At 69.5% G+C, this 13,797-nt stretch carries 12 protein-coding genes; 4 read left to right on the forward strand and 8 right to left on the reverse strand.

Annotated features, from left to right (window positions below):
• Positions 1 to 35: 35 nt before the first annotated feature.
• From mtnA to gatC, 4 genes are read right to left on the reverse strand one after another with little or no spacing between them, the layout of a single operon-like run.
• Positions 36 to 1,067, reverse strand: coding sequence for an S-methyl-5-thioribose-1-phosphate isomerase (gene mtnA, locus H6726_15675; protein ID MCB9659091.1), 1,032 nt, complete (start codon positions 1,065 to 1,067; stop codon positions 36 to 38).
• Positions 1,068 to 1,121: 54 nt separating this feature from the next.
• Positions 1,122 to 2,588 (reverse strand): Asp-tRNA(Asn)/Glu-tRNA(Gln) amidotransferase subunit GatB, encoded by a 1,467-nt coding sequence (gene gatB / locus H6726_15680; GenBank protein MCB9659092.1) that lies wholly within the window; start codon positions 2,586 to 2,588, stop codon positions 1,122 to 1,124.
• Complete coding sequence (gene gatA, locus H6726_15685) at positions 2,588 to 4,069, reverse strand: Asp-tRNA(Asn)/Glu-tRNA(Gln) amidotransferase subunit GatA (GenBank protein MCB9659093.1); 1,482 nt, start codon at positions 4,067 to 4,069, stop codon at positions 2,588 to 2,590. Before gatA ends, gatB begins: the two co-directional genes overlap by 1 nt.
• Positions 4,066 to 4,368 (reverse strand): Asp-tRNA(Asn)/Glu-tRNA(Gln) amidotransferase subunit GatC, encoded by a 303-nt coding sequence (gatC, locus tag H6726_15690; GenBank protein MCB9659094.1) that lies wholly within the window; start codon positions 4,366 to 4,368, stop codon positions 4,066 to 4,068. The genes gatA and gatC overlap by 4 nt, the downstream gene beginning before the upstream one ends.
• 159 nt (positions 4,369 to 4,527) lie before the next feature.
• On the opposite strand from gatC, the gene H6726_15695 reads away from it, so the two are divergent.
• Together H6726_15695 and H6726_15700 are read left to right on the forward strand one after the other, a co-directional pair.
• Complete coding sequence (locus tag H6726_15695; GenBank protein ID MCB9659095.1) at positions 4,528 to 5,877, forward strand: response regulator; 1,350 nt, start codon at positions 4,528 to 4,530, stop codon at positions 5,875 to 5,877.
• Between the two features lie 118 nt (positions 5,878 to 5,995).
• A complete protein-coding gene (locus tag H6726_15700) occupies positions 5,996 to 7,402 on the forward strand; it encodes a sigma-54-dependent Fis family transcriptional regulator (GenBank protein MCB9659096.1) in 1,407 nt (468 codons plus the stop codon).
• A 60-nt stretch (positions 7,403 to 7,462) separates the two neighbouring features.
• Here H6726_15700 and H6726_15705 read toward each other — a convergent pair whose 3' ends face one another.
• The gene (locus H6726_15705; GenBank protein ID MCB9659097.1) at positions 7,463 to 8,311 is read right to left on the reverse strand and encodes a kinase/pyrophosphorylase; all 849 of its coding nucleotides are present in this window, start codon (positions 8,309 to 8,311) and stop codon (positions 7,463 to 7,465) included.
• Positions 8,312 to 8,405: 94 nt separating this feature from the next.
• Positions 8,406 to 8,549 (reverse strand): hypothetical protein, encoded by a 144-nt coding sequence (locus H6726_15710; protein ID MCB9659098.1) that lies wholly within the window; start codon positions 8,547 to 8,549, stop codon positions 8,406 to 8,408.
• A gap of 175 nt (positions 8,550 to 8,724) precedes the next feature.
• On the opposite strand from H6726_15710, the gene H6726_15715 reads away from it, so the two are divergent.
• Positions 8,725 to 9,258, forward strand: a complete 534-nt coding sequence (locus H6726_15715) for a tRNA (cytidine(34)-2'-O)-methyltransferase (GenBank protein MCB9659099.1) — start codon at positions 8,725 to 8,727, stop codon at positions 9,256 to 9,258.
• Here the strand turns inward: H6726_15715 and H6726_15720 are convergent.
• Positions 9,244 to 11,394, reverse strand: coding sequence for a molybdopterin-dependent oxidoreductase (locus tag H6726_15720; protein ID MCB9659100.1), 2,151 nt, complete (start codon positions 11,392 to 11,394; stop codon positions 9,244 to 9,246). The two genes, H6726_15715 and H6726_15720, sit on opposite strands and share 15 nt — an antisense overlap.
• Positions 11,391 to 12,758, reverse strand: coding sequence for an ion transporter (locus tag H6726_15725; GenBank protein MCB9659101.1), 1,368 nt, complete (start codon positions 12,756 to 12,758; stop codon positions 11,391 to 11,393). Before H6726_15725 ends, H6726_15720 begins: the two co-directional genes overlap by 4 nt.
• Positions 12,759 to 12,815: 57 nt before the next feature.
• On the opposite strand from H6726_15725, the gene H6726_15730 reads away from it, so the two are divergent.
• Positions 12,816 to 13,700 carry a M23 family metallopeptidase gene (locus H6726_15730; GenBank protein ID MCB9659102.1) on the forward strand — a complete coding sequence of 295 codons (885 nt, stop codon included), beginning with the start codon at positions 12,816 to 12,818 and terminating at the stop codon, positions 13,698 to 13,700.
• The last annotated feature ends 97 nt before the right edge of the window (positions 13,701 to 13,797 follow it).

A 13,797-nucleotide genomic window follows, 5' to 3' on the forward strand; every position in this document is an offset into this window, starting at 1 on the left:
TGCGGCGACGGCGTGCCCCCACCGCCGCGAGCGGCTCAGCGCGTCGGGAACAGCTGAGTCAGCGACTCACCTTCCGCGAGGCGGACGGTGCCCCGCTCGGTGTACAGCGCCGTCACGAGGCGCGCCGGGGTCACGTCGAAGCCCACGTGGCGGCACGCGATGCCATCTGCCACCAGCACGCGCTCGCCGACGCGCGCGACCTCGTCCCGCGAACGCTGCTCGAGCGGGATGTGCGCGCCGGTTGGCGTGGCGAAGTCCAACGTGCTCACAGGCGCCGCGACGGTGAACGGCACGTCGTGGGCGTGCGCCAAGACCGCCACCCCGTACGTCCCGATCTTGTTCGCCACGTCGCCGTTCTTGGCCACGCGGTCGGACCCGACCACGACGAAGTCGATCTCGCCGCGTTGAAAGCAGTGGGCCGCGGTGCTGTCCGTGATGACCTCGACCGGGATGCCATCCTGGTGAAGCTCCCACGACGTCAGGCGGGCGCCCTGCAAGTACGGGCGCGTCTCGTCCGCCAAGACACGCACACGCTTGCCGGCCTCGTGGGCCGCGCGGATGACGCCGAGCGCGGTGCCGTAGCCGCCCGTGGCGAGCGCGCCCGCGTTGCAGTGGGTCAAGATGCACGCCCCATCGGGCACGTCCTCGGCCCCGAGCGCGCCCATGGCGCGGCACGCCGCGACGTCCTCACGGTGGATGGCCTCGGCCTCCGCCAGCATGGCCTGCGCGCGCTCCTCCGGGGGTTGCTGCGCGACGTCCGCGGCCCGACGAGCCATGCGCGCGATGGCCCACGCCAGGTTCACGGCGGTGGGCCGCGTGGCGTTGAGCACACGACCCGCCGCGCCCATCGCCAGCATGAACGCTGGCGCCGCGCCGCGCTCGAGATGCGCCTGCTGAGCAAGCGCGTAGGCGGCCGTGATGCCGATGGCGGGCGCACCTCGCACGACCATGTCGCGAATCCCGGCGACGGCTTCGTCCGGGGTGCGCAGCGTCAGGTACACCACCTCCATCGGGAGCCGCCGCTGGTCCAACAACCACAGCACGTGATCGCGCGGCTCGTATTCCACGGCGAACCAAGGGCTCTGGCTGAGAGGCTCGCGAGAAAGCGACGGAAACACGGGCTACTCCTGCAGCAGGCGCTCGAGGAGCTCGTTCACGGTGGCCGGGTCTGCGGCGCCCTTGGTAGCACGCATGATCTGGCCCACAAAGAAGCCCAGCACCTTGGTCTTGCCCGCCTTGTACTGCTCGTGCTGCGCGGGGTTGGCCGCGATGATGGCGCGGATGTCCGCCTCGAGGGCACCCGTGTCGCTGATGGGCGCCTGCACGCCGAGCCGCGTGATGACCGCCTCGGCGCCCTCGCCGCTGCTCGCCATCTCGGCGAACACCTGCTTGCCTTGCTTGCCCGTGAGGCTGCCCGCCTGCACACGCCCGAGGAGGTCTGCCACACCAGCCACGGGGACGCTGAAGGTCGCGTCGAGCCCGCTGGTCTTCACATCGCGCAGCACCTCCGCCTGGATGAAGTTCGCGGCGCGCTTCCCAGCCTCGGCGCGCGGCTCCTTGCCGCCCGCGTCCAGCGCCTCGGCCACGGCGACGAAGTACCGTGCGATGGCCGGGTGACCTGTGAGCACCTCGGCGTCGTACGCGGTCAGGCCCCACTGGGCGGTCCACTCGGCGCGCAGCTGCTCCGGCAGCTTCGGGGCGGTCCGGCGTAGCTCGTCGATGCGCTCTTGGGAGAACACCGTGGGCGGCAGGTCCGGGTCCGGGAAATAGCGATAGTCGTGCGCGTCTTCTTTGCTGCGCTGCGAGACCGTCTTGCCCGTGACGTCGTTCCAGCCGCGCGTCTCCTGCACCACGCGCCCGCCGCCTTCGATGACGCTCACCTGGCGGCTCGCCTCGTACTCGATGGCCTGGCGCACGAATTTGAAGGAGTTGATGTTCTTGATCTCGGTGCGGGTCCCGAACTCCTCTTGCCCTGCGGGCCGCACCGAGACGTTGGCGTCGCAGCGGAAGCTGCCCTCCTCGAGGTTGCCGTCGTTCACCCCCATGAACATGAGGATGTCCCGCAGCTTGCGCAGGTAGGCCTCCGCCTCCGCCGCGCTCCGCAGGTCGGGCTCGCTCACGATCTCGATCAGTGGCGTGCCACCGCGGTTGAAGTCCACCACGGTCGCGGTGCCTCCGCCCGCGCCGTGCAGGTTCTTGGCGGCGTCCTCCTCCACGTGAATGCGCGTCAGGCGGACGGTCTTCTCCGCGTCACCCACCGCGAACGTGAGCTGGCCCCCGAGGTTGAGCGGGTGCTCGAACTGCGAGATCTGGTAGCCCTTGGAGAGGTCCGGATAGAAGTAGTTCTTGCGGTCGAAGCGCGACTCGCTGCGCACGTCGCAGCCCAGCGCGAGACCCGCGATGGCGGCGAGCTCCATGGCGTGCGCGTTGGGCACCGGTAGCGCTCCTGGCAGCCCCAGACACACTGGGCACACCTGTGTGTTGGGAGGCGCCCCGTACGCCGTGGCGCAGCCACAGAAAAGCTTGGTCTCGGTCCTGAGCTGCGCGTGCACCTCGAGCCCGATCACCGTTTCGTATGCGCGCGCCATCAGGACGCCCCTCCCACATCCATGCCGGGCGGCGCGCAGACGTAGCCACTGCGCGCCTCCAACGCCGACCCCAACTGCAGCATGCGGCCCTCTGTGAACGCAGGCGTCGTGATCTGTACTCCCACGGGCAAGCCGGATGTGCTTCCGAGGCCCACGGGGACGTGCATGGCGGGCAGCCCGGCCAGGCTGGGCGGCAGCGTGAAGATGTCCGCCAGATACATCGCGAGGGGGTCGCCCGTCTTCTCCCCGAGCCCGAACGCGGGGGTCGGCGCGGTGGGCGAGAGCACGGCGTCGCAGCGCTCGAACGCCTGTTGGTAGTCCTTGATCATCAGCGTCCGGACCTTCTGCGCCTTGATGTAGAACGCATCGTAGTAGCCGGACGAGAGCGCGTACGTGCCGAGCATGATGCGCCGCTGCACCTCGGGGCCGAAGCCCTGCGCGCGGGTGCGTTCGTACGTGGACAGCAGGTCTTCACCCGCCACACGCAGCCCAAAGCGCATGCCGTCGAAGCGCGCCAGGTTGCTCGACGCCTCGGCCGTTGCGACGAGGTAGTACACGCTGACGCCGTGGTGCGCGTGGGGCAGCTCGATGTCGACCACGTCGCAGCCGGCGTCCCGTAGCGAGGCCTCGGCCGCTGCGAACGAGGCGCGCACGTCGGGGTCCTCCACCTGGTCCAGTGCCGCGCGCATGACGCCAACGCGCGTACCCTTCACGGGCAGCTCGCACGCAGCTTCGTAGTCGGGCACAGGCTCGGTCGCGCTGGTGGCGTCCCGTCGGTCGTGTCCTGCCAGCACGCCCAGTACGCGCGCCCCGTCGCGCACGCTGCGCGTCATGGTACCGACCTGATCGAGCGAGGAAGCAAAGGCGATGACACCATAGCGGCTGAGCCGTCCGTAGGTGGGCTTGATGGCCACGACCCCACAGAAGGCGCCTGGCTGGCGCACCGAGCCTCCGGTGTCCGTACCGAGCGCGACCGCACCGATGCTCGCGGCGGTGGCTGCGGCGGACCCGCCGCTGGACCCACCGGGCGCGCGGCTCGGATCCCAAGGGTTCTTCACCGGACCGAACGCGGAGTTCTCGTTGGACGAGCCCATCGCGAACTCGTCCATGTTCGCCTTCGCCAGAATGACCGCATCCTCGGCCACCAGGCGCTCGACGCAGTCGGCATCGTAGGGGGGTCGATAGCCTTCGAGGATGCGGGACGCGCACGTGGTGGGCACACCCGTCACGCACAGGTTGTCCTTGAGGACCACCGGTACACCCGCCAGCCGCCCCAGCGTCTTGCCCTCCGCGCGGCGCGCGTCCACGCGGCGCGCAGCCTGCAGCGCTCGCTCTTCGTCGACGTGCAACAGGGCGTTCAGCCCGCGCAGGGACGCGGCGCGGGCGAGGTGCTCCGTGGTGACGTGCTCGGCGCTGCGTTCACCGCGGCGCACCGCCTCTGCGGTGGCGATGACGCCCGGCGCGGGTGAGCTCTGGGTCATGCGCCCTCCAGGACTTTGGGCACCGCGAACCCCTCGCCGTCGGACGCGGGTGCCGCAGCCAGCGCAGCTTCGCGGGCGAGACCGGCCACGACCCGGTCCTCGCGCAATGGTGACAGGAGCGGAATGGCATGGAATGAGGGGGAGAGGGCCGATACGTCGACGGTATCCAGCGCGGCCACGTAGCCGAGGATGGCATCCAGCTGGCGGCGCATGTCCGTAACGGCTTGGTCGTCCAGCGCGAGGCGCGCGAGCCTCGCGACATGCCTCACTTGATCCGACGAGATCTTTGGTTCGTCCATCGGCGGGACCCTAGCGCTCTGGGGGTGTGGCGGCAATTGACAACGCCCCACGCACACCTGATGAATTTATCCGCAAACGGTGTCACACTGTGACAGTATCGCCTTCGACGCGTGTTCGTGTAATCTTCTCTCACGTCTGTTCACACACGCTCCCCCCCCATGACATCGCACCCCTTCACATGGCTCGCACAGCAGCTCGGCTGGACCGAGTTGATTGAATCCCCGGATGGTTCGGTGCTCACCTCGCGCGGGGAGCCCGTCGCCGCGGGTACGCGCTTGGAGGACGCCGTCGCCGCGCGCGTGCCACACGTCCTGCGCGGGCGTGCCATCGAGGCCGTGCGTGCGGCGCGCCTCGGGGTGCCCAAGACGTTGGAGCTGCCCTCCGGCGGCCGACTGATGTGCTGGCCGAACGACGACGACACCGTGCGCGTCTTGGTCACGCGGCCCGCCAGCCGCGCCTCGGAGCCCGCGCTCGCAGATCTCTCCGGCGCCGCCAGTCACGAGATGGCCAACGCGCTCACCTCGATCTTGGGTTGGGCCGACGTCGGTTTGGCCAACCGCGGAGCCCAGGCCACGACGGCGCTGCGGTCCATCAAGGACAGCGCGGAGAGCGCCCGAGCCATCGCAGACGACATCCTCGCGATGGTACGCACGGCCGACACCGACGAGACCAGCACCACCATGGCCGACGCCGTGTGTGGCGACGTCGTCCGCCTGATCACCCCCCAGGCGCGGCGTCGTTCGGTGGAGATCGTACACCGCCAGGGCAAAGACGTGCTCTGCCGCGCGCCTCGCAACAAGCTCGTGTCCATCCTCTGGAACCTGATCCACAACGCCGTGTCCGTGGCGCAGCCCGGCGGGCACGTCGAGGTGTGGGTCGAGTCGCAAGGGGACTTCGTGCTGTTCAACGTGCGCGACGACGGCCCGGGCATGGACCGCACGACGCGGGAGCGGGCGTTCGAGCCGTACTTCACCACGCGCGACAAGGGCACCGGGCTCGGGCTCGCGGTGGTCAAGTCGTTCGTCAGCACCTTGGGCGGAAAGATCGAGCTGCAGACCGCGCCTGGGCGCGGCGCGTGGTTCCGCATCCACGTCCCGGTGGCCAGCCCCTTGGCACGTCGAGGCAGCGGGATCCTGCCCCGCCTGCCCCGTGTCTTGGTGGTCGAGAACGACCCCATCCTGCGCGAGATGCTCCAGCTCGCCCTCGAGATGCATCAGCTGAAGGTGAGCGTCGCGGCCGGTCGGGCGGAGGCGCTCAACGCAACGGAGCACGTGGACGTCGCCGTGGTGGATCTCAACCTGGACGATGGCGACGGCATCGAGCTGATCGAGACGCTCAAGCGCGCCGGACGGGCGACGGAGGGCGTCATCATCAGCGGCAGCTCACCGCCGCCCGAATGCACGCTCACGTGGATTCGCAAGCCATTCCAGCCGAGCGAGCTCGCCGAGTCCATTCGTGAGTTGATCGGCCAGCTGAGTGGTCAGCACGACATCTCCCGCCTGGGCTGACACGAGCCCGGGTACGGCACGGCGCGGGCTCCCATCGGTGCACGAGCAACCAGCGCCACGCAGCTGCCGACGTGATAGGACGACCAGTTCCCCCCTGTGCTGCTAGAGTCCCGGTCTGATGAACACCACGCGCCGCAACGCATGGACCACGGCGTCGCAGCAGAACGTCCGCATCGAAGATGCCGACATGGACCCGACACCCGGGCTGGTGCTGATCTACTCGCGCCTCCATGCCCGGCTGGTGCCCGTGGCGCCGCTCCGCACCAGCCCCTTCACGGTGGGCCGCGAAGACGGCAACGAGCTCTGCATCCCTGAAGCTGCGGTGTCGCGCCAGCACGCGCGCCTCGAGCAGCGTGGGCCGCGCTGGTGGATCGTGGACTTGAAGTCCACCAACGGCGTGACCGTGAACGGGGCGCGCGTCCAGGAAGCCCCACTCTCCAGCCACGATGTCCTCCGCATCGGCGACAGCGTGTACCGCTTCGCGACCGACGGCGCGACCCGCTACATCGCGTATCCGCCTGGAGGCACCGTCGTTGCGGGGGCGCGACCCTTCTCGCACGACCGATCGGGATCGCTGATCGGCGGCTACCAGATGGACCAGCTGCTCGACCGGCTGCAGCGCGTAGCGCCGACGGCGCTCTCGGTCATCATCACGGGCGAGAGCGGCACCGGGAAGGAGCTCGCCGCGCGGGAGCTCCATCGCCGCAGCGGGCGCCACGGACACTTTCAGGCCATCAACTGCGCGGCACTGAGCCCCACGCTCATCGAGAGCGAGTTATTCGGACACCGGAAGGGCGCGTTCACGGGGGCCACGCACGACAAACCCGGGCTCCTGCGCGCTGCAGACGGCGGCACGCTGTTCCTGGACGAGATCGGCGACATGCCGCTCGAGGCACAGGCGAAACTACTGCGCGTGTTGCAGGAGAAGGAGGTGCTCCCAATCGGCGCATCGCGCCCGGTGCCCCTCGACGTCCGCGTGGCCTGCGCCACCCATCGAGACCTCGAAGAGTTGGTGGCGAGCGGCTCCTTCCGTGGCGACCTCCTGGCACGCCTACGCGAGTTCGAGCTGGAGATGCCTCCCCTGCGTCATCGGCGTGAGGACGTGCTGCCACTGTTGCGCCACTTTCTCGCGGTGGCTGGGCGACCCGCCTGCGAGCCCAGCTTCTCGTACATGCTGGCGTTGGCGCACTACGAATGGCCGTACAACGTGCGTGAGATGGAGAGCGCCGTACGCCTGTCGGTGGCGCTCGCCGGCGGCGGCGAGCTGGATCTGCGCCACCTCCCGAAGCCCATCCAGAGCGCGCTCGACGAGCACGGCAAGCCCGCCAGGGCGCCCGACCCCCACGTGGCCGCCGCCGCACACGCCGCCCGCGGGGACACGCCCGACGAAGCGCAGCTGCGGCGCGCGTTGGCGGAGCAGAAGGGCAACGTAGCGGCCGTGGGCCGAATGTTCGGCAAGGAGCGCATGCAAGTGCATCGCTGGATGCGCCGCTACGGCATCAACGCCGAGGACTACCGCGGTTGAGGCCCGCGCAGTGCGCGTCGACGCTGGGCACCGGGCGAGTCCTTGGCGCCGGTGTGGCGACTACTGCACGCCCGGGGGCGGCAGCAGGGTGAGGCCCTGATGGTCCCGGTCCTTCAGCCGCTCGAGGATGATGGTCGCGGTTTCCTCGATGGCCAGGTTGGTCACGTCCACCACCATCCACTCGGGGTTCTCCCGGAAGATCGCGTGCGCGTATTCCAGCTCTGCCCTCACATGCTCGCGCAACCCGTAGTTGGCATCGCCCGGCATCCCCAGCTGCTGTAGGCGCTGCCGCCGGATGTCCATGAGGTGGTCCGTGTCCAGCGTGAGGCCGATGACCTTGTGACCGGGGACGTCGTACAGCTCGGGGGGGGGCTCCACGCCGAGGACCAGTGGTACGTTCGCCACCTTGAGGCCGCGCCCGGCGAGGTACGTGGACAGGGGTGTCTTGCTGGTGCGGCTCACCCCCGTCAGGACCAGATCCGCGCGCCGCAGGTTGCGTGGCTCCTTGCCGTCGTCGCTCTTGACCGCAAACTCGATGGCCTCCACGCGCCGAAAATACTCCTTGGACAAGGGCATCTCGGCAGTGGGGATGTTGACCGGATCGGACTCCAGGAACGCACCCACCTTGTGGATGAGCGAACCGATGACGTCGACGGCCTCCACTTCGTTCTCGTGCGCCAGCTTGTGAAAAAACTCGCGGAGTTCGGGTCGCACGAGCGTGAAGACGATCATCGCGCCGTTCTCGCGTGCCTTCTTGATCACGTCCGATACCGAGTCGCTGTCGCGCACCCGAGTGAACAGGCGCACGGGGACCCGTACGTTCGGATACTGCAGGAGAGCCGCTCGCACGACGCGCTCGGCGGTCTCTCCCGTGGAGTCACTGACTACGAAGATGGGCTTGGGGTCCATGGGGGCTCCGCAGGATCCTACCACCCACCCACGAGGGACGGCACGGTACCGTGCTGCGCCGCTACCACGTTCGTCACGTGCGCGGCGCGCAGCATCAGGCGCGACCGATGCGCGAGCCGAGCGCGCGACGAGCCATGCCGTTGATGCGGCGACGGTTCTTGGCCTTGGCCTTGGCGTGGTGACGGGCGCCCTTGCCCTTGCGGAGGCGGCGGGACTTCTTGGAAAGCGGCAAAAACATGGGTGAATCCTGCGTGACACGGCCGCGCGGGGGCGGGCCGAAGCGTTGCGAACACGGTTCGCGAGCCGGGGTCGGCTCAACGGGAGCGCTGTCCTAGCAGGCCCGGGACCCGATGTCACGCCAGCGAACACATCCGCGCTCGACGACCCTGCGCTTTTCCTTCACAACGCCGGGCATGCCCACGGGCCCCAAGCTGCGCGCAGAAGGCGACGCCGAGCCGTTCCACATCGTGTTGGTAGACCCGGAGATCCCCGGGAACACGGGGGCCGCGGCGCGCACGGCAGCGGCCACCAAGAGCGCCCTGCATCTGGTCGGGACGCTCGGGTTCCGCATCGACGAGCAAGCCGTGCGGCGCGCCGGTCTGGACTACTGGCACCTGGTCGACCTGCACCGCCACGACGATCTGACCGCGTTCCAAGCCGTCTGCCCCGGCTCGCGGCTGCACCTCTTCTCATCCTCCGCGACCAAGAGCTACCTCGACGTGGATTTCCGTCCCGGCGACGCACTGGTGTTCGGCAAGGAGTCCACGGGGCTCGACCGCTCCCTGCTCGAGGCGCACCCCGATGCCGTCGTGGGCATCCCCACGCTGGGTGAGGTGCGTAGCCTGAACCTCAGCAACGCGGTCGCCATCGTGGTCTACGAGGCGCTCCGCCAGACCGGCGCGCTGCGGCGGACCTTCGTGTCTGCTGGACCCTCACTCGGCGGCTGAGGGCGCCGCCACCCAGGGCAGCACCTGCACCGGCTGACCGCTGAGCGCGCTCGTGCCGGACACGCGGTCCACCCGCGTCGCGTCGATCACGTCGTTCACGCTGACCCCCGGCTGAACGGCGGCGGTCGTCAGTCGCGTCCCAGCACGACCGTGCCCGAACCCGTGGGGCAGGCTCACCACGCCGGGCATCACGTCCTCGGTCACGCGCAGCGGCACCACGACTTCCCCCACGCTCGAGCGGACCGTCGCCGCGTCTCCGTCGCGCACGCCTACGCGCGCGGCATCCGACGGATGGATCTCGAGGGTGCAGCGCGAGGCCCCCCGCATGAGGCGCGGCGCGTTGTGCATCCACGAGTTGTTGCTCCGCAGCGTGCGACGGCTGATCAGCACGAGCTCCTCCGTGGGGCGGTCTCGCTCGGCTCGCAGTGCTTCCAGTTGCCCCAGCAGCAGCGGCGGAAACAAGTTCAGATCGTGGCGCGCGAAACGGAGGATCTCACCCAATCGCGCGTCCAGGGGCCCCAAGTCCACTGTGGTCCCGGCGGCGCGCAGGGACGCCAGCGACAGCTTGTGGTGCCGCTGCGGGCCCACCCGAAGCAGCACGTCCAGTAGACGCTCGGGCCCCATGCGACGTAGCGTGGCCACGCCGACGGCGAGCACGCGGCGGGGCAGCGACTCACGCCGCAGCGTCTCGAACGCGACACGGAGCAGCACGTCCCAGCCTTCGCGGGTGTCTGCGGGAGGTGGGATGAGCGCGTCGTCGAATGCCGCGTAGTTGCGCACCCCCTGCCCCGCGAAGAGGAACGGATAGTGCGCGCGCTCGAGAGCCACCGGAGTGGGCAGGATGTAGTGCGCGAGCGAGGAGGTCTCGTTCACGAACAGATCCACGCAGACCAGCAGTGGTAGCTGGCGCAGCGCCGCGCTCAAGCGGGTACCGTCTGGGTTGGAGAGCACGGGGTTCCCTGCGTGGACCAGCAGCGCCTCGAGTCGCCCTACCCCCGGCGTCTCGAGCTCCTCGAGCAGCGCCGCCACGGGCAGCTCACCCAGGAACGAGGGCCTCCCCGACACCCTGGAGCGCCCAGGCTGCAGCGCCGCGCCCGTCAGCGCGCTCAAGCGCAGCAAGTCGATGGCCGGTGTCGCGAAGCGGACGCCACCTTCGCGGTCCAAGTTGCCTGTGAGGGCGTTGACGAGATCCAGGAGGATGGTGGTTGTCGTACCGTGTTCTTGGACGCACGTCCCCATGCGACCGTAGCAGATGCCTCGTCGCGCGGCGGCCAGGTCGTCCGCCAACTTGCGGATGGTCTCGGCGGTCAGGCCAACGCGAGTCGCCACGCGTTCCGGCGAGAACTCACGCGCCGCCTGCTCCAGCGCCCCGAAGCCCAGCTCCCGCGAGAACGGCGAGCGCCGGGCCACGCCCGTCTCGAACAGCCGAGCGATCATCGCCAAGAGCAGCAACGCATCGGTCCCCGGGCGCACGAAGTGGTGCTCATCCGCGACGGCGGCCGTCTCGGTGCGGCGCGGGTCCACCACCACGATGCGCCCTCCCCGCTCGCGAATGGCGCGCAGACGGCGGCCGATGTCGGGGGACACCATGCCGCTGCCGTTGGACACCATCGGGTTGGCGCCGACGATCAGGAGGTGTTGGGTGTGGTCGAGGTCGGGGACCGGGACGGCCCCCGGCGCTCCGTAGAGGGTCGCCGAGGCCACGACGCGCGGGAGGTTGTCGAGCGAGGCGGCGCTGAAGTGGTTGCGTCCTCCGAAGGCGCCACGCAAGACGGTGGAGGCGATGGCCGCCCCGTAGTCGTGCGCGGTAGGGTTCCCCAGGTAGGTGCCGACGGCGTCCACCCCCGCGCGGGCACGGATCTCGGCGAGCCGACGCCCGATGTCCGCCAGCGCCTCCTCCCAGCGGACGGGAACGAACGCATTCCCTACCCGCTTGAGCGGTTGGCGCACGCGGTCGGGGTCGTCCATCAAGTCCCCCAGCGCCGCGGCCTTGGGGCAGATGTGACCCCGGGTGAACGGGTCGCGCGTGTCCCCGCGGACGCTCGTCACGCGCCCGTTCGTGAGCTCCACCCGGAGCCCACAGTGGGCGTCGCACAGTGTGCAGACCGCGCGCTGCCCGTCTTGTTTCTCGCTCATTCCGGCGGCTCCTCGCAGATCAGGAAGGCCTCGTCGTCCGCGAGCAAGCGCTCGTCGGCGCGAGGGTTGATGACGAAGTCGTGCCCACCACGGACGATGGCCATCACGGTCCGTCGCAGCTCCAGCATGCCCATGTTGTAGTCGCGGAAGGTCTTCCCGACGTACTCGCTGGCCACGGGCACTCGATAGATCTCGCTCCCGTACTTGTTCGTGAGCAGGTCCTGCAGGAGGTCGCCCACGCCCAGATCCTGCACCGATCGGACCAGCAACGTAGACGCGACGCCCCGCGTGTCGATCACCGCGTCGCAGCCCGCCGCCTCGAGGTGCTCGCGGTTCTCCGGGTCGATCAGCTCGGCGCTCACGCGCACGTTCGGGTTCAGCTTCTTCAACGCGAGGGCCGTGAGCGCGGTCTCGTGGTCGCTCTGTGGGTTGTTGGGGTCGTTCGCGAAGACGATGGCAGCCGCGGCGTGGGCTGCAGACGAACGGGCGAGCGCATCCCGGCTACCGGGTCGACCGCGCACGAAGCGCACCGGCTCTGCGATGGGGGCGCTCTCGAGGTCCGCGACGACGCAGATGCGCATCTCGAGGTAGCGCGGGTCGTGGCGGAAGTCGTCGATGGCCCCGAAGGACTTCTCGTTCCACCCCAGCACCAGCAAGTGGTCTCTCAACATGTAGGTCCGAAGTCCCTTCTGGCCGCGCTCGCGGAAGTCGATCAGCCCCGTCGCGATGGTCGCCGCGAGCGTCCCGAGCACCCCGACGCCGATGATCATCGTCATGACCGCGACCACGCGCCCACCCAGCGTCGTTGGATAGAGGTCACCATAGCCGACGGTGCTGAGGGTCGTCATGCTCCACCACAGCGCGTCCCCAGGGTCGTGGATGGACGGATTGTGGCCGCCCTCGAACTGGTAGAACGCCCCCGCCGCCACCATCCACACCCCGAGCGTGACCCACGACAGATTCGCGATGTCGTCCGTTCGGAACGGCAGCTCGCGACCGCGTAGCACACGCCGTGACAGCGCCAGCACGCGCCCGAGTCGGATCAGACGGATGAGCCGGACCAGACGGGCCGCGCGCAGCGGTCCGACGACGGGCACACAGCCGAGGAGATCGATCCAGTTACGTCGGAAGAAGCGCGCGCGGTAGGGACGTGCCTTGTAGAAGCGATATCCAAAGTCGACGGCGAACAACACGCAGAACCCGAGGTCGATGGAACCGACGAGGCGGCCCTCGGCCGAGGTGGGCTCGAGCTGCATGTCGACGATGATGAGCATCAGCGCGACGACGGTGCTCACCAGCACGAGCCGGTCCCACCAGCGCGGCAGGCGGGGCTCCGTGTGCAGGGGTTGCAAGCGTTGGCTCATGCGGCCGCGAGTATGCCACCGACTTGACCACGACTGTGGGCCCGCGCACCGTGAACCATGATGGAACGTGCCGACGTCGCCCACGCCTGGGCTGCCCTGGGACTGTGCTGCGCGCTCGGCGCTGCCCTGGCCGGGGAGACGTTCGCGACAGCCCAAGAGCCGGAGGACTGGGTCGAGTTCGAGGATGGTCACACCGGCGAGACGGTCCGCGCGCCCGCGCGCGACCAACGTGACGAGGAAGCGCCGTCCGAGCCGGAGGCGGCCCCAGAGCCCCCCGACGACAGCCAGCCCATCGCCACGCCACGCCCCACCGAGTGGATGCCCAACCAGGGCGCCCAGTGTCGACGTCGGCGTAGGCATCGCTTCTGCGATGGCCCGCTGCGTGTCCCGCGCCCCCATGGCGAAGCCGCGGCCCTCGCCGAACGCCTGCGCCTCGGCACACGTGCCGGCCAGTTCGTCCTGGAGCACGCGGCGCGCGGCGAGTGGGTGGCGGCCGTCACCGGCCCAGCCCGGAACACGCTCCGGTGGCCAGTGGACGGCGGGAACCTATGGCGCGGGCTCCAGCCGCGCCGCGGGCGGCACCACGAGCACACGGGGGTGGATATCGGGGCGCGGGAGGGAACCTTCGTGCTGGCCGCGAACGATGGCTTGGTGATCTACGCGCACAACGACATCACGGGATACGGGAACATGGTCACGGTGACGCACGCTGACGGGACCTCCACCATGTATGCTCACCTGCGGGCCGCGTACGTGTTCCCAGGGATGCAGGTCCGGCGCGCGCAGGTGCTGGGCGAGGTGGGAGAGACTGGCATCGCCCATGGAGCCCACCTGCACTTCGAGTGGCGCATCGACGGCGTCCCCGCGAACCCACTGCCGCGCTTCACGCGGGTGCCAGACCGCGCCCAACGGCGAATCGCCCAGCTGGAAGCTGGACGCTGATCTGCGTGCGCGGCCGTGAACCAACGTTTACGGTCGCCAACGATCGCCCACGACCCACGACGTCTTCCTTGGCTGCCATCCCCCGAGAAACACGAGG

The organism is Sandaracinaceae bacterium (genome assembly GCA_020633055.1).
Taxonomy (GTDB): domain Bacteria; phylum Myxococcota_A; class Polyangia; order Polyangiales; family Houyiibacteriaceae; genus JADJJE01.

What these genes read in the sequence shown, in the direction of transcription:
- gatB (MCB9659092.1), bottom strand. Translation starts at nt 2,588, where the DNA reads ATGGCGCGCGCATACGAAACGGTGATCGGGCTCGAGGTGCACGCGCAG.
- gatA (MCB9659093.1), bottom strand. Translation starts at nt 4,069, where the DNA reads ATGACCCAGAGCTCACCCGCGCCGGGCGTCATCGCCACCGCAGAGGCG.
- gatC (MCB9659094.1), bottom strand. Translation starts at nt 4,368, where the DNA reads ATGGACGAACCAAAGATCTCGTCGGATCAAGTGAGGCATGTCGCGAGG.
- H6726_15695 (MCB9659095.1), top strand. Translation starts at nt 4,528, where the DNA reads ATGACATCGCACCCCTTCACATGGCTCGCACAGCAGCTCGGCTGGACC.
- H6726_15700 (MCB9659096.1), top strand. Translation starts at nt 5,996, where the DNA reads ATGAACACCACGCGCCGCAACGCATGGACCACGGCGTCGCAGCAGAAC.
- H6726_15705 (MCB9659097.1), bottom strand. Translation starts at nt 8,311, where the DNA reads ATGGACCCCAAGCCCATCTTCGTAGTCAGTGACTCCACGGGAGAGACC.
- H6726_15710 (MCB9659098.1), bottom strand. Translation starts at nt 8,549, where the DNA reads ATGTTTTTGCCGCTTTCCAAGAAGTCCCGCCGCCTCCGCAAGGGCAAG.
- H6726_15715 (MCB9659099.1), top strand. Translation starts at nt 8,725, where the DNA reads ATGCCCACGGGCCCCAAGCTGCGCGCAGAAGGCGACGCCGAGCCGTTC.
- H6726_15720 (MCB9659100.1), bottom strand. Translation starts at nt 11,394, where the DNA reads ATGAGCGAGAAACAAGACGGGCAGCGCGCGGTCTGCACACTGTGCGAC.
- H6726_15725 (MCB9659101.1), bottom strand. Translation starts at nt 12,758, where the DNA reads ATGAGCCAACGCTTGCAACCCCTGCACACGGAGCCCCGCCTGCCGCGC.
- H6726_15730 (MCB9659102.1), top strand. Translation starts at nt 12,816, where the DNA reads ATGATGGAACGTGCCGACGTCGCCCACGCCTGGGCTGCCCTGGGACTG.